This is a genomic window from Pseudomonas alkylphenolica, assembly GCF_004025535.1.
GTDB classification, from domain to species: domain Bacteria; phylum Pseudomonadota; class Gammaproteobacteria; order Pseudomonadales; family Pseudomonadaceae; genus Aquipseudomonas; species Aquipseudomonas alkylphenolica_A.
Genome location: NZ_QJRG01000034.1, coordinates 1 through 19,240, shown reverse-complemented (window position 1 = coordinate 19,240; position 19,240 = coordinate 1). Strand labels below are relative to the sequence as shown.

At 61.7% G+C, this 19,240-nt stretch carries 14 protein-coding genes and 2 pseudogenes; 9 read left to right on the top strand and 7 right to left on the bottom strand.

Annotation, left to right across the window (positions count from 1 at the left end):
- Positions 1–62: 62 nt before the first annotated feature.
- A complete protein-coding gene (locus DM813_RS04060) occupies positions 63–1,391 on the top strand; it encodes a DEAD/DEAH box helicase (protein WP_128322160.1) in 1,329 nt (442 codons plus the stop codon).
- A gap of 65 nt (positions 1,392–1,456) precedes the next feature.
- Here DM813_RS04060 and DM813_RS04055 read toward each other — a convergent pair whose 3' ends face one another.
- Positions 1,457–1,726: a hypothetical protein gene (locus tag DM813_RS04055; protein WP_128322159.1), complete on the bottom strand. Its 270-nt coding sequence runs from the start codon at positions 1,724–1,726 to the stop codon at positions 1,457–1,459.
- Positions 1,727–1,896: 170 nt separating this feature from the next.
- Here DM813_RS04055 and DM813_RS04050 point away from each other — a divergent pair, with 170 nt between their 5' ends.
- Entirely contained in the window at positions 1,897–2,823 is a 927-nt protein-coding gene (locus tag DM813_RS04050; protein WP_128322158.1) for a DMT family transporter, read from the top strand.
- Here the strand turns inward: DM813_RS04050 and DM813_RS04045 are convergent.
- The gene (locus DM813_RS04045) at positions 2,774–3,955 is read right to left on the bottom strand and encodes an MFS transporter (protein WP_128322157.1); all 1,182 of its coding nucleotides are present in this window, start codon (positions 3,953–3,955) and stop codon (positions 2,774–2,776) included. The two genes, DM813_RS04050 and DM813_RS04045, sit on opposite strands and share 50 nt — an antisense overlap.
- A gap of 105 nt (positions 3,956–4,060) precedes the next feature.
- On the opposite strand from DM813_RS04045, the gene ptrR reads away from it, so the two are divergent.
- Together ptrR and DM813_RS28765 are read left to right on the top strand one after the other, a co-directional pair.
- Entirely contained in the window at positions 4,061–4,954 is an 894-nt protein-coding gene (gene ptrR, locus DM813_RS04040) for a putrescine utilization regulator PtrR (RefSeq protein WP_128322156.1), read from the top strand.
- Positions 4,955–5,077: 123 nt separating this feature from the next.
- Positions 5,078–5,203 (top strand): PA1414 family protein, encoded by a 126-nt coding sequence (locus DM813_RS28765; RefSeq protein ID WP_256205393.1) that lies wholly within the window; start codon positions 5,078–5,080, stop codon positions 5,201–5,203.
- Between the two features lie 55 nt (positions 5,204–5,258).
- Here the strand turns inward: DM813_RS28765 and DM813_RS04035 are convergent, their stop codons facing one another.
- Positions 5,259–6,638: a sodium:solute symporter gene (locus DM813_RS04035; RefSeq protein ID WP_128322155.1), complete on the bottom strand. Its 1,380-nt coding sequence runs from the start codon at positions 6,636–6,638 to the stop codon at positions 5,259–5,261.
- Positions 6,639–6,780: 142 nt separating this feature from the next.
- Positions 6,781–7,731: an agmatinase gene (gene speB, locus DM813_RS04030; protein WP_045193392.1), complete on the bottom strand. Its 951-nt coding sequence runs from the start codon at positions 7,729–7,731 to the stop codon at positions 6,781–6,783.
- Between the two features lie 223 nt (positions 7,732–7,954).
- On the opposite strand from speB, the gene DM813_RS04025 reads away from it, so the two are divergent.
- The 4 genes and pseudogenes from DM813_RS04025 to DM813_RS04015 all read left to right on the top strand — a co-directional run bounded on the left by DM813_RS04025 (position 7,955) and on the right by DM813_RS04015 (position 11,228).
- Complete coding sequence (locus DM813_RS04025) at positions 7,955–8,848, top strand: LysR family transcriptional regulator (protein WP_128322154.1); 894 nt, start codon at positions 7,955–7,957, stop codon at positions 8,846–8,848.
- 96 nt (positions 8,849–8,944) lie between these two features.
- Positions 8,945–9,268, top strand: a pseudogene (locus tag DM813_RS28900) (PAS domain-containing protein); the annotation flags it as partial.
- 306 nt (positions 9,269–9,574) lie between these two features.
- Positions 9,575–10,549, top strand: a pseudogene (locus tag DM813_RS28895) (methyl-accepting chemotaxis protein); the annotation flags it as partial.
- 79 nt (positions 10,550–10,628) lie between these two features.
- Entirely contained in the window at positions 10,629–11,228 is a 600-nt protein-coding gene (locus DM813_RS04015; RefSeq protein WP_128322152.1) for a tRNA-uridine aminocarboxypropyltransferase, read from the top strand.
- Positions 11,229–11,237: 9 nt separating this feature from the next.
- Here DM813_RS04015 and DM813_RS04010 read toward each other — a convergent pair whose 3' ends face one another.
- From DM813_RS04010 to DM813_RS04000, 3 genes are read right to left on the bottom strand one after another with little or no spacing between them, the layout of a single operon-like run.
- Complete coding sequence (locus DM813_RS04010; RefSeq protein WP_128322151.1) at positions 11,238–12,593, bottom strand: HlyD family type I secretion periplasmic adaptor subunit; 1,356 nt, start codon at positions 12,591–12,593, stop codon at positions 11,238–11,240.
- Positions 12,594–12,604: 11 nt separating this feature from the next.
- A complete protein-coding gene (locus tag DM813_RS04005) occupies positions 12,605–14,752 on the bottom strand; it encodes a type I secretion system permease/ATPase (RefSeq protein ID WP_431311927.1) in 2,148 nt (715 codons plus the stop codon).
- Between the two features lie 39 nt (positions 14,753–14,791).
- Positions 14,792–16,165: a TolC family outer membrane protein gene (locus DM813_RS04000; protein WP_128322149.1), complete on the bottom strand. Its 1,374-nt coding sequence runs from the start codon at positions 16,163–16,165 to the stop codon at positions 14,792–14,794.
- 506 nt (positions 16,166–16,671) lie between these two features.
- Between DM813_RS04000 and DM813_RS03995 the strand changes: the two genes are divergently transcribed.
- A partial coding sequence (locus DM813_RS03995; RefSeq protein ID WP_128322148.1) for a retention module-containing protein occupies positions 16,672–19,240 on the top strand: 2,569 nt, incomplete at its 3' end.

The following is a 19,240-nucleotide window of genomic DNA, read 5'->3' as shown; positions in this document are numbered from 1 at the left end:
GTCGACGCCGGAAAACGTTACCCTATGCAACTGAATTTTTTGCACATGCCCGAGGTACACCCGTGTTTTCCCAATTCGCCCTGCACGAACGCCTGCTCAAAGCCGTGGCCGAGCTGAACTTTGTCGAGCCGACGCCGGTGCAGGCAGCGGCCATTCCGCTGGCGTTGCAAGGGCGGGACCTGCGGGTGACGGCAAAAACCGGCAGCGGCAAAACCGCCGCGTTCATGCTGCCGGTGCTCAATCGCCTGGTTGACCTGAAGCAGAAGCGTGTCGAGATCCGCGCGCTGGTACTGCTGCCGACCCGTGAACTGGCTCAGCAAACCCTGAAGGAAATCGAGCGTTTCGCTCAGTTCACCTTCATCAAGTCGGGCATCATCACCGGCGGTGAAGACTTCAAGGAACAGGCTGCCATGCTGCGCAAGGTGCCGGATATCCTCGTCGGTACCCCGGGCCGCATGCTCGAGCACCTCAACGCCGGCAACCTCAAGCTCGAGCACGTGCAGGTCATCGTCCTCGACGAAGCCGACCGCATGCTCGACATGGGCTTCTCCGAAGACGTCGAGCGCCTGTGTGGCGAGTGCCCGAACCGCGAGCAGACCCTGCTGTTCTCCGCCACCACCGGCGGTGCCGGCCTGCGCGACATGATCGCCAAAGTGCTGAAAGACCCTGAGCACCTGATGCTCAACACCGTCAGCCAGCTCAACGACGGTACCCGTCAGCAGATCATCACCGCGGACCACAATCAGCACAAAGAGCAGATTGTGCAGTGGCTGCTGGCCAACGAGACCTACCAGAAGGCAATCATCTTCACCAACACCCGGGTCATGGCCGACCGCATCTACGGTCACCTGGTTGCCAAAGACTTCAAAGCCTTCGTCCTGCACGGCGACAAAGACCAGAAAGACCGCAAGCTGGCCATCGAGCGCCTGAAGCAGGGCGGTGCCAAGGTGCTGGTGGCGACCGATGTCGCGGCCCGTGGCCTGGACGTCGACGGCCTCGACCTGGTGATCAACTTCGATATGCCGCGCAGCGGCGACGAATATGTACACCGTATCGGTCGTACCGGCCGTGCCGGCAACGAAGGCCTGGCCGTTTCGCTGATCTGCCACGGCGACTGGAACCTGATGTCGAGCATCGAGCGCTACCTGAAGCAAAGCTTCGAGCGCCGCGTCATCAAGGAAGTCAAAGGCACCTACAGCGGTCCGAAGAAGGTCAAGGCCTCGGGCAAGGCCGCCGGGGTGAAGAAGAAAAAAGCTGATCCGAAGAAGGGCGACAAGAAAGTAGCGGCCAAGCGCAAGCCAACCGCCAAGCCAAAGCCTAATGCTCCGCTGGCCAGTGCCGACGGCCTGGCGCCGCTCAAGCGTCGCAAGCCGGCGCCTGCTGCCGAGTAAGGCTCAGGTCATCCCACGTCTACACGGTCGACCCGTTGTAGACGTGGGTATCACTCCACGACGCTTCAGACTTTCTTCTCCGCCGTTTTCAGCTCCTGCAACCGTTTGTCGATCAGCTGACACTTGTCCGGCAGGTCCTTGCTGGCACTCTCAAGCTTCATCCCTTTCAACTCGTCGTTGATCTCCTTGGCCTTCTGCGGATTCTGCTCCGTCAGTCGCGTGACCTCCTTGGCCAGTTCCTCGCGTTTCTCCGTGGCTTCTTCAAGTGTGCATGCCCAGCTGGGCAGGGCCAGCAGCAGGCTGGCGGCAGCAGCAATGTTCAACAGGGTTTTCATCGGCAGGACTCCCTTGGCTTGGTCTTGCGGTTGAGCCGCAAGCCGTGCGCAAAGTTCACTCGAAGCGCAACACAAGGCTGGCAATCAACGCCTGCAGCCACTGATAATCAACGTTGGATCCACAGCTGCCGAGACTCTGCCATGCCGTTCGCCGATAACGGGTGCCCGCAATGAGCGCCACCCGCCGCAATACCGATGCCTTTGCCCTGCAAGTGATGCTGGTGCTGTGCCTGATCTGGGGCATTCAGCAGGTGATGATCAAGATGGCCGCGCCGGACATTGCCCCGGTGATGCAGCAGGCCTTGCGTTCGGGCATGGCAGCCGTGCTGGTCGGCCTGTTGATCTGTTTTCGCGGCGGTTGGGATCAGGTGGCGCAAACCTGGCGGGGCGGTTTGCTGGCTGGCGCGCTGTTTGGCGTGGAGTTTCTGTTCATCGCCGAAGGCTTGAAGCTGACCTCGGCGGCGCACATGTCGGTGTTCCTCTACACGGCGCCGGTATTTACCGCGCTGGGCCTGCACTGGCTGCTGCCGAGCGAACGCCTGCGCCCCCTGCAATGGCTGGGCATCGTCCTGGCCTTTGCCGGGATTGCCTACGCGTTTGCCGGTGGCGTGTCGTTGTCAGAAATGGACGGGCGGATGCTGCTGGGCGATGCCTTCGGTGTGTTGGCGGGTCTGGCCTGGGGCGCGACTACGGTGGTGGTGCGCACGTCCCGGCTCTCGGAGGCTCCGGCGACCCTGACGTTGTTCTATCAGCTGGCCGTCGGCTTCGTCGGCTTGTTGTGCATCGCCACCCTCAGTGGCCAGCTGACCCAGGTCCACTTCACCCCCTTGTCTATTGGCAGCCTGCTGTTTCAAGGCCTGATCGTATCGTTCTTCAGCTACCTGACGTGGTTCTGGCTGCTGCGCCGTTATCTGGCATCGAACCTGGCGGTGTTTTCCTTCATCACCCCGTTGTTCGGCGTGACCTTTGGTGTGCTGCTGCTGGGTGAGCCGCTGAGCCTGAACTTCGTCCTCGGCGCGGTGATGGTGTTGCTCGGGGTGACCCTGGTCAGCGCTGAACAGTGGGTGCGCCGACGTTTGCGCAGCCTGCTGGGTTAATCTGCGGCCGCCACAGCAGCGTTCCGGCCAGCAGTAAGCCGCTGCCAGCGAAGACCAGCGCCGGTTGCAAACTGGCGGCAAAGTGATTGCTCAGCGCTGCCAGCAGCGGGCCGCTGAGCTGGCCTGCGGCAAAACACGCGGTGAGCAAGCCTGCGTTGCGCTGATAGCCGTGGGGCGACAGCTCGCGCAGGCGTTGCATCACCAACTGCATGCACGCCAGGAACGGTGTGCCGCACAGTAACACCCCCAGCGCCAGGCCCGGGCCGTTGCCCAGCAAGCAGGCGAACACGCCGGCGGCTTGTAACCACAACGTCACCATCAACCAGCGCGCCGTAGTGCCCCAGTGCGGGCGGCGATAGCTGGCCACGACCACCCCCAGTGCTGCGGCCAGGCCAAACCCCGGCCAGAACAGGTCCGCCAGCCAGTGTCCGTGGAAGCGTGCGCTGGCCATCTGCGACATGAATGTGGCCGGGATGATGTAACCGATACCGTACAGCGCATAGATCAGGCCGAGGCGGGCGATCCCCCGGGTTGGCGGCTGTGCGGTCAGCGCGGCCGTGGCAGGCGCTGCGGTGTGCGGGCGCGGAAGAAAGGGCAGCACAGCCAGCAACATGAACAATGCTGTACCGGCATAGACCAGCCAGAGTGAGGCGGAGCCCAGGCCATAAAGGTTGGCGAACAGCGCCAGCAGTCCCGTCAGCATGATGCCGACGCCAGGCCCGGCAAACACCAGGGCCCCCGGCTTTGGCAGGTTGCTTGAGGCCGCCACCTGCTGACTGAGGCTGGTGAGCATGACCAGCACCCAGGCGCTGGCCACGCCGGTACCGAAGCGCAGCAGCAGGTGGCTCCAGAAACCGCTGGCCCAGACAGAGGCCAGGGTGAGCAGTACACACAACCACAAGCCGCCGTGCAGCCGGGCGCTGACCTGGCCTGGACGGCGGGCGAACATGGCGTCCAGCGCGCCGAGCAGGTAACCCAGGTAATTGGCGGCGGCGATCAGGCCGGCGGCGGTCAGGCTGACCTGGCCTTCGCCGATCAGGTGCGGCAACTGGGGGGTGAGGGCGAAGCGGCCGATGCCCATGGCCATCATCAAGGCCACAGCACAGGCGAGCAGGCGAATGAACGGTGACATGGTCAGGTTCCTCAAGCAGGATCGATGACCGTCAGGCTACGGAGGATTGACTTTCAGTAAAATTGAATAATTATGAGTAACTTGTTCTGTTCTGGAGAATGTCTTGTGGAGCTCAGCCAATTGCGCATTTTTCAGGCGGTCGCCGAGGCAGGGTCGATAACCCGGGCAGCTGAACGCATGCACCGGGTGCCCTCGAACCTGTCCACTCGCCTGCGCCAGCTTGAAGAGCAACTGGGTGTGGAACTGTTTCGTCGTGAGCGCCAGCGCTTGCAATTGTCGCCGGCGGGCAAGGTCTTGCTCGATTACGCGGGGCGCATGCTGGCGCTACGCGATGAAGCCGTGGCCGCTGTGCAAGGCGGGCAACCGGCGGGTGATTTCGCCCTGGGCACCATGTACAGCACGGCGGCGATCCACCTGCCGGCGCTGCTGGCGCGCTATCACAAGACTTACCCCGCAGTGAACCTGCAGGTACTGCCGGCGCCCAGTGGCGAACTACTTGAAGGCCTGCTCAGCGGTCGTCTGGACGCCGCCCTGGTGGATGGCCCGCTGGCATTGGCCGGGCTGGACGGCGTGCCGTTGTGCGAAGAAACGCTGGTACTGATTACCGAGCCCGATCATCCCCCGGTGCACAGCGCCCGGGATGTGGCGGGGCGTGCGGTGTTCACCTTCCGTCAGGGATGTGCCTACCGCATGCGCCTGGAAGCCTGGTATGCGCAGGACCATGCCGCGATGGGGCGGGTCATGGAGATCGAGTCCTATCCGAGCATGCTGGCTTGCGTGATTGCCGGATCGGGGGTAGCGCTGATGGCCCAGTCGATGCTCGACAGCTTGCCCGGACGAGAGCGGGTGGCGGCACACCGTCTACAGTCACCGTTCGATCTGGCGACGACCTGGCTGATGTGGCGCAAAGGCATGCGTGGCGCGAACCTGAGTGCCTGGATCGATCTGCAACAAGGGGAAACAGTTGCCGAGGCGGCGCAAGTGGCGGTCAGGGCTTGATTAAGATCAAACTTGACCCAACTTGTAGTCCTAGAGCATGCGCAACGCAGGACATAGGGCTATGATCTGTATGAAGCATCGCAGGATTGAATCGCCGTGCAGGCTGACCCGTAAGGGGGTGTTATGAGAAACAATCTGTTCAACTGGCTTCACGACCTGGCTGCGGCCCTGGGCTTGATTCCACCGCCATTGCAGCCGGTGCCAATCCCTACCGATGAGGAGCAGCGCAAGCGCCAGCCACGTCGCTAGGCGCCCGGCCCGGGCCGCCGCATCAGGTTGATGCGACGGCCACCACTGGCTTGAATCAGGCCAGGTTCGTTGCAGCCGCCGGACGGCGGGACATCAAGCTCACCACTACGAAACTCACCAGCGCGATCGCCAGGCTGTAGTAGATCGGCGTGTTGGCATCCATCCCGTCCTTGATCATGAACGCCAGGGCAGTGATAAAGCCCAGGGTCATGCTGGTGATAGCACCGGCAGTGGTCGCACGCTTCCAGTAGATCGCACCGATCAGCGGTACCAGCATGCCGCCAACCAACAGGTTGTAGGCCAGGGTCAGGGCGCTGATCACGTCCTCAACCACAAGGGCGATACCCAGTACGGCAATACCGGTCAGCAGGGTGAACAGGCGGTTGATGCCCAGGCTCGACTGCTTGCCGCCACGCAGCTTGGGCAGCAGGTCTTCGGTCAGTACAGTGGACGCTGCCAGCAGGCCAGCACTGGCCGTCGACATCATCGCTGCCAGTGCAGCAGCAATCACCAAGCCGCGAATGCCATCAGGCAGGGCGGATTTGACGATGGCGGCAAAGGCGTTGTTGGCGTTGCCCAGATCCGGCAGCAGCACGTGGGCCGCCATACCGATCACCGCACACACCAGACCGTAGATCACGCAGTAGATACCGGCAGTGGTACCGGCACGCTGAGCGACTTTTTCGTCACGCGCAGTAAACACCCGCTGCCAGATATCCTGACCGATCAGGATGCCGAAGAAGTAGATCAGGAAGTAGGTGATGATGGTGTCCCAGCCTATGGTGGTGAAGCTGAAGCTGGACGCTGGCAGCTTGGCCACCAGCTCGTCCCAGCCGCCCACGCGGTACAGGCAGATGGGCAGCAGGACAAACATCAGACCGACGGTCTTGATCACGAACTGGACGATGTCGGTCAGGGTCAGCGACCACATGCCGCCGACGGTGGAATACACCACGACAACACCGCCACCGAGCAGGATCGCAGCCCAGAACGGAATTTCGAACAGCACTTGCAGGACGGTACCCATTGCCAGGGTCGAGGTCACGGCGATCATCAGCGCATAGGCGAGCATGATCACGGCGCTGGCCTGACGGGCCATGGGGTTGTAACGCTGTTCCAGCACTTGCGTCACGGTGAAGATCTTCAGGCGCAACAGCGGCTTGGCCAGGAACAGGTTCAGGGCGATGATGCCCAGGCCCAGGGCCGCGCACAGCCAGAAGCCCGAGATACCGTGAACGTAGCCCAGTTTTACCGTACCCACGGTCGAAGCACCGCCCAGTACCGTGGCTGCCATGGTGCCCATGTACAGGCTTGGGCCCAGGTTGCGTCCCGCCACCAGGTAATCTTCGTGGGTTTTCGCCCGGCGCATGCCGTAATAACCAAGCGCGAGCATGCCGGCCGCATAGATCAGAACAACGAACAAGTCTAAGGCCATGGGTGTCTCCGATTATCTTTTTTATGGTGAGAGCGATCCTGACGCCAGGCAAGCCCGGCGCCGGTCATTCGTCTACTAAGCGGGTCGCTGGTACGACCCCGCTGTCATGGCTCCTGCCCGTTGCAGCTCCTGGTGTTGCCTGTCAGCGGCGTACGACGCCGGGCAGGGCACAGAGCATTTCGTAAAGCAGGTTGGCACCCAGCAACGAGGTGTTGCCGGTGGTGTCGTAAGGTGGGGAGACTTCCACCAGGTCGCAGCCGATCAGGTCCAGGCCCTGGCAGCCACGAATGATTTCCATCGCCTGGATGGTGGTCAGGCCACCGATTTCCGGGGTGCCGGTACCTGGCGCCCAGGCAGGGTCGATGCCGTCGATGTCGAAGCTCAGGTACACCGGGCCGCCGCCGACTTTTTCGCGGACTTCGGCCATCAGTGGCTCCAGGGATTTGTGCCAGCACTCTTCGGCCTGGACCACACGGAAGCCCTGCTTGCGGCTCCAGTTGAAGTCTTCGGCGGTGTAGCCCTGGGCGCGCAGACCGATCTGTACCACGCGGTCGCAGTCCAGCAGGCCTTCTTCCACGGCGCGGCGGAAGGTTGTGCCGTGGGCGATTTTCTCGCCGAACATGTGATCGTTGACGTCAGCGTGGGCGTCGATGTGTACCAGGCCTACCTTGCCGTGCTTTTTGTGGATTGCACGCAGGATCGGCAGGGTGATGGTGTGGTCACCGCCCATGGTCATCGGGATGACGTTGTGTTCAAGGATTTCGTCGTAGGCTTCTTCGATGATCCGCACAGCATCAAGCAGGTTGAAGGTGTTGATCGCCACGTCACCGATATCGGCGACCGACAGCGAATCGAAGGGCGCAGCGCCGGTGGCCATGTTGTACGGGCGGATCATCACCGACTCGGCGCGGATCTGGCGCGGACCAAAACGGGTGCCGGAACGCAGGGAGGTGCCGATGTCCAGGGGGATGCCGATGAATGCGGCATCAAGGCCTTCGGCGCTTTGCAGGTGAGGCAGGCGAAGCATGGTGGCGATGCCGCCGAAACGCGGCATTTCGTTGCCGCCCAGTGGTTGGTGCAGAATCTTGTCCACGGTCGGGCCTCATCGATTCGATTGTTTTAGTTGTTTGAACCTGTCAGGCCGGGCGGGGATCACTCCCGAAACGCTGGCGAGCAGGTGCATTGCGGCAGAGTTTGCAAAAGGTAGTGGTGGAGAGGAATCGCTACACGCAAATACTTAGTTCAGTTTTTTCTAAACTAATGCGTGGAATCTGGTTAGACTTTTCCCATCTGCTGCCTTCCGGACCTTCACTTTCATGGCCTCTGCACTGCCCGACCTGAAACTCCTGCGCATCTTCGTCAGCGTCGTGCGCCACCAGGGCTTTGCCAACGCCCAGCGCGAACTGAACCTGTCGACTTCAGCGATCAGCACCTACATGAGCCAGCTTGAGGCCGCTCTGGGTATCGTGCTGTGCCACCGTGGCCGGGGCGGTTTCAGCCTGACCAGCAAAGGCGAGCTTTTCCATCAGGAGACGTTGCGCCTGTTGGCAGAGATGGATGGTTTTGAACAGTACGCTGCGGCCCTCAAGGGGGAATTGCGCGGCACGTTGAACCTGGGCGTGATCGACTCGACCGTCGGTGATCGGGCGTTGCCGCTGGCCGAGGCCATTGGTGCCTACAGCCAGGAGCACCCGGCAGTGCACCTGCACCTGTCGGTATCCAGCCCCTATGAATTGCAGCTGGGGGTCCAGGACAACCGCCTGGACCTGGCTATCGGCGCGTTCTCGACGCGCATGAGCGGCCTGGTGTATCAGCCGCTGTACCGTGAACAGCACTGGCTGTATTGCAGTAACCGTCACCCGCTGTACCACGAGCGGCGCATTCCCGAGCAGGTCATCACCCAGCAGCGCATGGTCGGGCGCGGCTACTGGAGCCAGGCGGAGCTGGCCCGGCATGGCTTCAAGCACAGTGCGGCAACCGTGGAAAGTATGGAGGCACAGCTGATCCTGGTGTTGTCTGGCGCCTACATCGGCTACCTGCCGGAACACTATGCCCAGGCGTGGGCCGACAAGGGCGACTTGCGGGTGCTGTCGCCGGCAACCTTCGGTTACCAGGCGCCGTTTTCCATGATCATCCGCCGCGGGCGCAGCCGCGAACCCCTGATCCAGACGTTCCGCGATCTGCTCAAGGCGCAACTGACGCCTGCCTGAAAGAGGGTGGTCTGAAATTTTTACGCAACGCGCTGAAAATTCCTGAAAACTCGGGCACCTCCCCGTAAATGCTCTGCTAAACCTGTATTTGCTTTGATGAAATTCCCCCTCATCTTCCAAGCAGGGATCGCCCAGATGCGCATGAATTTGCCCGTCACTGAGCACGAAAGAACCTTTCCCAATGAACAACGCCTGATTTCCACCACCGACCTCAACAGCCGCATCACCTACTGCAACGATGCCTTCGTGGCGATCAGCGGCTTTACCTACGACGAACTGCTGGGCCAACCGCACAACCTGGTGCGCCATCCCGACATGCCTGCGGTGGTGTTTGCGCATATGTGGGAGACCATCAAGCAAGGCAAACCGTGGATGGGTGTAGTCAAGAACCGGGCGAAGAACGGTGACTGCTACTGGGTCAGCGCCTATGTCACGGCCATTTATGAAAACGGCCAGGTCAGCGGTTACGAGTCGGTACGCTCGGTGCCGACCCGCGAGCAGATCCGCCGCGCCTCGGCGCTGTACGCGCGGTTACGCCAGGGCCGGGCAGCAGTGCCCTGGGCGGCACGTCTGGGCGAAGTGCTTGAGCATGGCTGGCCGTTGCTCGGTGCGGGATTGCTGTCGGCAGCGGCTTACCTGTGGCTGCCGCAATACGCGGCGCTTGGCGTGCTCATGGCCAGCCTGCTCAGCGCCTGGTACCTGATCGAGTCGCGGCAAAACCGGGTGATCAAACGCACCCTGGCCGACCACCCGAAAGCCTTTACCAGTGCGCTGGTGGCCCTGACATACAGTGCCAACAAGGGCCTGCAGGGGCAGCTTGACCTGGCCATCATCAGCGAGGAAGCGCGTTTGCAGACGGCGCTGACCCGGCTGGTGGATGCTGGCGTCGGAGTGAAGGCGCGCGCGGCGCAATCGTCGGACCTGTCCGGCGCCCAGGCGCAGATGCTCGACCGCCAGCGCAGTGAAACCGATCAATCGGCCACGGCGATTGCGCAAATGGCGGCGACCATTCAGGAGGTTACCCACAACGTGCAAAGCACCGCCACAGCCGCTGCCGATGCCGACCAACTGGCCCAGCAGGGCAGCGATCTGGCCCAGCAAAGCTTGCGCGCGATGGGCAGCATGAGCGAGGCGGTCAACGACATCGGGCAGGCGGTCAACGCCCTGGCGGAACAGACCCAGTCGATTGGCAGCGTGGTCGATGTGATCACCTCGATTGCCGAGCAAACCAACCTGCTGGCGCTCAATGCCGCGATCGAGGCGGCACGTGCAGGCGAGCAGGGACGCGGATTTGCGGTGGTCGCCGACGAGGTGCGTTCACTGGCCCAGCGCACACGCACTTCCACTGAAGAGATTCACCAGATCATCGCCTCGTTGCGTGACGGTGCACAGCGGGCAGTGTCGACGGCCAGCAAAGGCGAACAGATTTCCCGGGACAGCGTGCAACGGGTCGAGGCCGTACAGTCGGCACTGGTGGGAATCACCCAGGCGGTCAGCCGCATCACCGGCATGAGTCAGCAGATGGCTACGGCGTCCGAGCAACAGAGTCATGTCGCCGAAGACATCAACCAGCAGATCACCCGCATCGCCCAGCTGTGCGATCACAGCGCCGGGCAGGCCAAACAGGGCGCTGAAATCAGCCAGGACCTGGAGCGCATGGCCGATTACCTGTACAGCCTGGCTGAACGTTTCAACCGTTGAATCCTTTGGTCTTCTCCCACAGGGAAGTGGGCTTTTTTCGGGGCGGGTGTGGCACACTTTGCGCGCTCAGGAGAACCCGATGTCCAGAATCCAGTGCGAGCGCTGCCTGCGCCCACAAGCTCATTGTCTATGCCCGCTTATCCCGCTGTTGAACAGCCGCACCCGGGTGTTGCTGCTGCAGCATCCCTCTGAAGTCCGCCACGCCCTCAACACCGCGAAACTGGCCGCCCTGGGCTTGAGTAACGCACAGTTGCGGGTTGGCGAAGTGTTTGAAGATCTGGAAGAACTGCTGGTGGTGCCGGGGTATCGCAGCGCATTGCTGTTCCCGGGCGAGGGCGCACAGCCGTTGACGGCCTATGCCGAGGAAAGCAATGAGCATCCGTGGCAGTTGGTGGTACCCGATGGCACCTGGCGCAAGGCAAGCAAGTTGCTGCACCTGAACCCGGCGTTGGCAGCGTTGCCACGGGTCACCCTGGCACAGGTTCAGCCTTCACGCTACCGCTTGCGCAAGGCCCCGGCCGAGGGCGCGCTGTCGACCCTGGAGGCAGTGGTGCAGGCGTTGAATGTGCTGGAGGCACCCGCTTGCTTTGATGCGCTGCTAAAGCCGTTCGATGCGCTGATCGAAGGGCAGATCAGCGCCATGGGGCAAGAGACGTATACGCGTAATCATGTGCGCTGATTCGTTGCGCTAGCGTTCCCGCATGGCTTCGGTACGTGCCTTGAGCACCGGCTTGAGCAGGTAATCGAGCACGCTCTTGTGGCCGGTGATGATATCCACGGTGGCTGTCATGCCGGGGATGATCAGCAATGGCTTGTTGTCGCCCCCCAGGTGGTTTTTGTCGGTGCGCACCTGGATCAGGTAGAAGGCGTTGCCTTTGTCGTCGGTCACGGTGTCGGCGCTGATCAGTTCCAGTTTGGCTTTCAGGCCGCCGTAGATGGTGTAGTCGTAGGCGCTGAATTTGACCATCGCTGCCTGCCCAGGGTGCAGGAAGGCAACGTCCTGCGGGCGCACCTTGGCTTCGATCAGCAGGTTGTCCTCCAGCGGCACGATCTCCACCAGGTCGCTGCCAGGCTGCACCACGCCGCCGATGGTATTGACCTTGAGCAGCTTGATGATGCCGTGCACCGGCGAGACCACCGTGGTGCGGGTCACCCGGTCATCGATGGCAATGCTGGAGGCGGTGATCTTTGACAGGTCGGTGCGTTTCTCGTTGAGCTCCTTGGCCGCTTCCGAGCGAAAGCCGGCATCGGACTCTTCGATCTTGCTCTTGATCTCTGCCACCGCCGCTTCGGCCCTGGGTATGGCCAGCGTAGTAGCGTTCAACGAGCCGCGTGCCTCCACCGTGCTGCGTTTGAGACGCAGGATCTCAACCGGTGAGATCGCGCCGGTGCCAACCAACGGTGTCGACATATTCAGTTCTTGCTGGAGCAGGGCGAGCGCAGAGCGATACTGCTCTGCCTTGGAGCGGAACTCGGCCAGCTCCTGGGTTTTTTGCCGCAGTTGTTCGTTGAGCGTCTGCTTTTCGCTGGTCAGGCGCCGCTGGCGCGACTGGTAAAGGGACAGTTCATCTTCGGCCACTTGCGGCGCCTTGCTGCGAACTTCCTCCGACACCTCGAAGGGACGGCCTTCGGCCTCGGCCGACAGGCGTTCTACCTGCGCGGTAAGGGCGTAACGATCGGCCTCGCTTTCACCCTTGTTGGACTTGAAGCGGGTGTCGTCCAGGCGCAGCAGCGTGTCGCCCTTGTTCACCATTTGCCCTTCGCGGACAAAGATCTCGGTGACAATCCCGCCCTCAAGGTTCTGGATCACCTGCACCTTGCTCGAGGGGATGGCCTTGCCTTCGCCCATGGTCACTTCATCGAGCACGGCAAACCAGGCCCAGAGCAATGCCACCAGCAGTAAAGCCGCTGCCAGCCATACGGTGATGCGTGACAGGCGCGGCGAGTCCTGCAGGGTCGCACCGGCCAGGTCCGGCATGTAGTCGCGTTCGGCGGTTTTGCCGAAACTCTGGAAGTAGCTGCGCAAGCCTTGGCTGACTGACATACAGGGACCCCTTAGATGGCTGAACCAACCCGGCCTTTGCGTAGCGCGTCGATAACCGCTTCCTTGGGCCCGTCGGCCACGACCTTGCCGTTGTCGAGCACCAGCAGACGGTCAACCAGGCTGAGCATGGAGGTGCGGTGGGTGACCAGCAACAGTGTCTTGCCCTGCACCCAGCCATGCAGACGCTGGCGCAGTTGGTCTTCGCTGGCGTTGTCCATATGGCTGGTGGGTTCGTCGAGGACCATGATCGGTGGCTCCAGCAGCATGGCCCGGGCCAGCAGCACGGTTTGCCGCTGGCCGCCGGAGAGCAACTGGCCGCGCTCGCCCACCGGGCGGTCGAAACCTTGCGGGTGCTGGCGCGCCAGTTCGCTGACACCGGTCAGTTCGGCGACCTCGAGCATGCGTGCATCACTGACATAACGTGCACCGAGGGTGAGGTTGTCACGCAGGCTGCCGGCCAGTAGCGGCAGGTCGTGGGCGACATAGCCGATCTGATGGCGCAGGTCGGCTATGTCGAGTTGGCGCAGGTCGAGGTTGTCGAGCAGGATCTGCCCTTCATCCGGGGCATAAAAGCCCATCAGCAGGCGCGCCAGGGTACTTTTGCCCGAGCCGCTGCGACCAATGATGCCAATGCGCTCACCGGGTTTGACGCTGAAACTCACGCTGTTGAGCGCCGCGGCATTCTGCCCGGCATAGCGGAACGTGACGTGGCTGACTTCAAGCCCGCCCCGCAACTGGGTGCGCTCCAGCGGTTGCTGGCCGGCCTGGCGTTCCTGGGGCAAGGCCATCAGCGCGTCGGTGCTGCGCATGGTTAGCTGTGCCTGCTGGTAGCGGGTAATCAGCCCGGCAATTTGCCCCAAAGGCGCAAGCACGCGGCTGCCGAGCATGTAGCTGGCCACCAGGGCACCGACGCTGAGGTTGCCGGCGATGATGCTGTAGACGCCGGCGACGATGGTGGCCATGCCGCAGAACTGTTGAATGAACAAGGTGCCGTTGGTGGCCAGGGCCGACAGGTTACGTGCATGGGCGTCGAGACGCGTCAGCGCGCCGTGGGTACTTTCCCACTGGTACTGGCGCTCGCTCTCGGCACTGCAGGCCTTGAGGGTTTCCAGCCCGCTGAGGGTTTCGATCAGCAAGGCCTGACGCACAGCGCCCAGGGCCAGGCTTTTTTGCACAGTATCGCGCAGGCGTATCTGGATGAGCATGGCAAAGACAATGGTGAGCGGGAAGGCGATCAGCGGGATCACCACCAGCCAGCCCCCGAGCAAGCCGATCACCAGCAGCATCAACACCACAAAGGGCAGGTCGATCACGCTGGTGAGGGTGACCGCCGTGAGGAATTCACGCAAGCCCTGGAAGTCATGGATGCTTTGCGCAAAGCCGCCGATGGTCGCCGGCCGGGCTTTCATCGACATGCCGGTAATGCGCTCGAACAATGTGGCCGAAAGAATCAGGTCGGTTTTTTTCCCCGCCTGGTCCAGCAGGTGGGCGCGTACCACGCGCAGTATCAATTCGAACAGGGTGCCGATCAGCAGGCCGATCACCAGTACCCAGAGGGTCGAGATGGCCTGGTTGGGGACCACGCGGTCATAGGTCTGCATGACGAACAGCGGCACCATCAGGCCGAGCAGGTTGATCAGCAGGCTGGCCAGCACCGCATCGCTGTAGAGCCAGCGTGACAGTTTCAGGGTGTCTCGAAACCAGGCATTGACCCGCGGCATCAATGGCGTGCGCAAGTCTTCCAGTTCATGTCGGGGGCGGGCGAACAGGGCTTCACCGCTGTACGCTTCGACCAGTTCCTCACGGCTGACCCATTGCTCGCCACCTTCGGCTTCGCTGGGCAGAATCAGCGCGCGACCGTCTTCGCCCCAACGGCGCAAAACGGCGCAGCGGCCTTCCTTGAGCAGCAACAGCACCGGTAGGTTGAGGGTGGATATCGCGCCGAGGTCCCTGCGCAACACCCGTGCTTGCAAGCCGGCCCGGGCTGCAGCCCTGGGGAGCAAGTCCGGGCTCAGCCGCTGCAGGGCCAGCGGCAGGCCGGCGCTGAGGCCGGCACGGCTGACAGTACAACCGTGCAGCTTGCACAGAATCAGCAAGCCATCGAGTAACGGGTCATCGAAACTCAGGCGCGGATCCGCCGCCGAGCTCGCAGGTTGCATGCTGGTCACAATGGCCTACTCCTGCAGCGAGACGGGGGGTTAACGCATATCGGGCAAGCGTGCGTCGGTCCTCACTTCACTTTGCGCGATGGCTTCAGGTGGCAGCGAAATCCGCTGCTTGTTCAGCAACTCACCCATGTTGGCCAGCACCCGGTACATGGAGAATTCCTCGACGTACCGCACTTCGGTGTAGCGACGGTTGGCGTTGTACAGCTCGTTTTCACTGTCGAGCAGGTCGAGCAGGGTGCGTTGGCCCAGACCAAACTGATCCTGGTAAGCCGCGCGCACACGGGTGGTAGTGTCGGCGTACTCGCGAGCGGTGGGGGTTTGCTTGCGGGCGTTGGTCATGGCGTTCCACGACAACGCCAGGTCTTCGTTGAGGGTGCGCAGGGCGTTGTTGCGAATGTCCATGGCCTGATTGATCTTGTGTGCATCCGACTGCAGGCGGGCCTTGTCGCTGCCGCCGCGGAACAGGTTGTAGCTCAGCTCCACCCCGGCTTGCCAGTCGTTGTTGTCGTGACCCACCTGGCCTGCGGTGTTGTTGTTGGCGCCTGTGGCCAGCACCGCATCCAGGCGTGGGTAGAACGGTGACTTGGCGACTTCGTACTGTTGCTCTGCCGCCTGCACATCGGCCTGGGCCGACTTCAGGTAGGGGTTGTGTTCGAGCATGTCCTGGCGGGCGTCGAGCAGGCTGGCGGGCATCTCGCCTTTGATCGTGCTCGGGGTTTCCAGCTCATCCGGTACGCGGCCGATGACGCTGTAGAAATTGGCTTCGGCATCAGCCAGGTCGACTTCAGCGGTGTACAGGTTGTTTTCTGCCAATGCGCGACGGGCGGTGGATTGATCAAGGTCCGCGGTACTGCCCACGCCGCGTTCGCTACGCAGGCCGATCTGATCGTTGACGCGCAGGTGGGCCTGGAGGTTGTTTTTCGCCAGGGTGACCAATTCGCGACGCTTGAGCACTTCCAGATAAACCTCGATCGCACGCAGGGCAACGGTCTGCGCAGTTGCCTGGGTGAAGTACGCGCGCGAGTTCACGACGGCCTCGGTGCGACCCACTTCGTTTGGTGTATTGAAACCATCAAACAGCATCTGCCGCAGGCGCAAATCCGACTGGGTGTAGTTCAGTGTTTCCTTGTTGTGGTTTCTGGTGCCGTCGGGGTCGAAAGTGCGGGTGTTGGTGTTGTCCGATTTCTGCCGGCCGTAACCGGCGACCAGATCCACTCGAGGGTACCAGCCGCCCTTGGCAACGTTAACGTCTTCATCAGCCGAGAGCCTGCTGTTGCGGCTGGCGTTGATTTCAGGATGTTGGTCCACGGCGCTTTGTACAGCCTCCGTAATCGACATCGCCTGAGCATTGGCACATGCCATGGCCAAAAGAATTGCACTGGAGATGGGGGTCAAAACGCGCATGGGGTACTTCTCCCTGATTTCTAATTAGGTGTTGCTGTCGCCATATTTTTGACGATTTTATGCATATAAACCGTTTCAGGCTTGTAACAACAGAGCTAAGAACATTTATAAGGAGAGCTAAGAAGATTTTTTCATAACGGTTATGCGAAAAAAAACTTATGCGGTCTAAGGAAACCAAGACATTGTTCATATCAGGCGGTCCGTCGATTCTGCGCTAGGGTGCATTTTTCGGGCCTGGGAGTAAGTTCAACAAGTCGTTGCAGCAAAGGGCATGGATGTAGCGGAGGGGATGGAGAAGGAGTGGTAACTGGCGACATTTTTTTGGCACATGCCAAATGGCCAGCTAGCTTCTTCGCGTTCACTGGGTATCGGCCTCACCAAGGTTATGATTTCGTTGAAATTTACCTAGGCCTTCCAGGTGTCAGCCCGCAGCAGTCATCACGGGCGACCACGCGAGATTCAACGCGCTTTCCTGCGAAACCGTTCCGCAGTGGAGAGCAGCGCTCATGGCCAAATTAATCGGTATCGTCAGCAAAGTCGTCGGGCAGGTTTTCGCGGTGGCCGAGGACGGCACCCGCCGGGTGCTGGTTGAAGGTGACCGGCTGTTTGCGGGTGAGCAACTGCAGACTGGCGCCGCTGGTGCTGTTGCGGTTCATCTACAAAACGGTGGCGAATTAACCCTGGGGCGTGACAGCAGCATGGCGCTGTCGCCCCAGTTGCTGGCCAACCAAGCGCCGCATGTCGATGCACCAGAGTCGCTGACCCCGAGTGAAGCGCAACTGACCGACGTCGAAAAACTCCAGCAAGCGATTGCTTCCGGTGTTGACCCGAGCCAGGCGGCTGACCCGACAGCGGCAGGCCCTGGCGGCAGTAGTGCCGCGGGTGGCGTTGGTGGAGGTCACTCCTTCGTAATGCTCAGCGAAGTGGCTGGTCGGGTTGATCCGGTCATTGGATTTCCGACGGCGGGCTTCAACGGATTTTTGGAGCTGCGCTCGATAGACGTCGGCGTGGACAACAATAACGTTGCACCGCCGGTGTCACTGGTACCACCGCAGGACAATCCGGTGAGCCTTGCGGGTTTGTCGGTGGACGGCGGCGAACTCTCGCTCAACGAATCTCATCTGGCGGCAGGCTCGGCCAGTGATCCGGCGGCATTGACGCAATCCGGCAGTTTTACCGTGGTAGCACCGGATGGGGTGTTCCACCTCAACGTCGGTGGCATCAATATCGTGACGGCGGGGGTGGTGACCGGTGTCGGTCAGTCCATCACCACCGGGCTGGGTAATACCCTGACCATTACTGGCTACGATCCCGCTACGGGCGTGGTCAGTTACAGCTACACCTTGACGGGCGCTGATACGCACCCGGCAGGTGGTGGTGCCAATGGGCTGAATGAAAGCATCACCGTTCTGGTCAGTGATAGCGATGGCGATGTAGCCAGTGGTTCGCTGGACATCACGGTTATCGATGATGTGCCCCAGGCGATTGCAGACAGCAACCCGCTGACGGCCAGCGAGAACCAGCTGACCCTGACTGGCAATGTGCTGAGCAACGACATCCAGGGCGCCGACCGTATCCCGACAGGTCCAATCACCGCAGGTACTTTCACCGGCACCTATGGCACCCTGGTACTGGCCGCCGATGGCACCTACACCTACACGCTGAACACCAGTGATCCGGACTTCATCAACCTGCATGGTGGTGGCAGTGGCGTAGAAACCTTCACTTACACCCTCAGCGATGCTGATGGCGATACCAGTACCGCGACCCTGACGCTGAACGTCAACAACCTGAATGACCCGGTAACCCTTGGCAACCTGAATGTTGAGGGAGGGGGGCTAACCGTCTTCGAGAAAAACCTCAGCGACGGCAGCAACCCGAATGCCTCGGCGCTGACCCAGGGCGGCAGTTTCACCGTGACGGCCCCGGACGGCCTGCAGACCCTGACTGTGGGCGGCATCAACGTGGTCAGTGGCGGCAGCGCGGTCGGCTTCCCGCAATCGGCCGTTACCCCGGAAGGCAACACCCTGACCATCACCGGCTACAACGCCAGCACCGGCGTGGTGAGTTACACCTACACCCTGGTGGATAACGAGGCGCATGCCAGCGGCGCAGGTGCCAACAGCCTGGGTGAGCAGTTCGCGGTGGTGGCAACTGACACCGATGGCAGCACAGCCAGCGGCAGCATTGATGTGAACATCGTCGACGACCTGCCGACCGCCGTTAACGACACCAATGCGGTCACCGCCACCGAAGCGCAGTTGACCCTGACCGGCAACGTACTGACCAACGATGTACAAGGGGCCGACCGCATTACCTCAGGGCCCATCACCGCCGGCACCTTCACCGGTACCTATGGCACCCTGGTACTGGCCGCCGACGGCACTTACACCTACACGCTGAACACCAGTGATCCGGACTTCATCAACCTGCATGGTGGTGGCAGTGGCGTAGAAACCTTCACTTACACCCTCAGCGATGCTGATGGCGATACCAGTACCGCGACCCTGACCCTGAACGTCAACAACCTGAATGATCCGGTAACCCTCAACGGCCTGAATGTCGAAGGCGGCGAACTGACCGTCTTCGAGAAAAACCTCAGCGACGGCAGCAACCCGAATGCCTCGGCGCTGACCCAGGGTGGCAGTTTCACCGTTACGGCCCCGGATGGCCTGCAGACCCTGACCGTCGGCGGCATCACCGTGGTCAGTGGCGGCAGCGCGGTCGGCTTCCCGCAATCGGCCGTCACCCCGGAAGGCAACACCCTGACCATCACTGGCTACAACGCCAGCACCGGCGTGGTGAGTTACACCTACACCCTGGTGGATAACGAGGCGCACGCCAGCGGCGCAGGTGCCAACAGCCTGGGTGAGCAGTTCGCCGTGGTGGCGACCGACACCGACGGCAGCACGGCCAGTGGCAGCATTGACGTGAACATCGTCGACGATCTGCCGACTGCCGTTAACGACACCAACCCGGTCACCGCCAGCGAAGCGCAGCTGACCCTGACCGGCAACGTGCTGAGCAACGACATCCAGGGTGCCGACCGCATTACCACGGGGCCAATCACTGCGG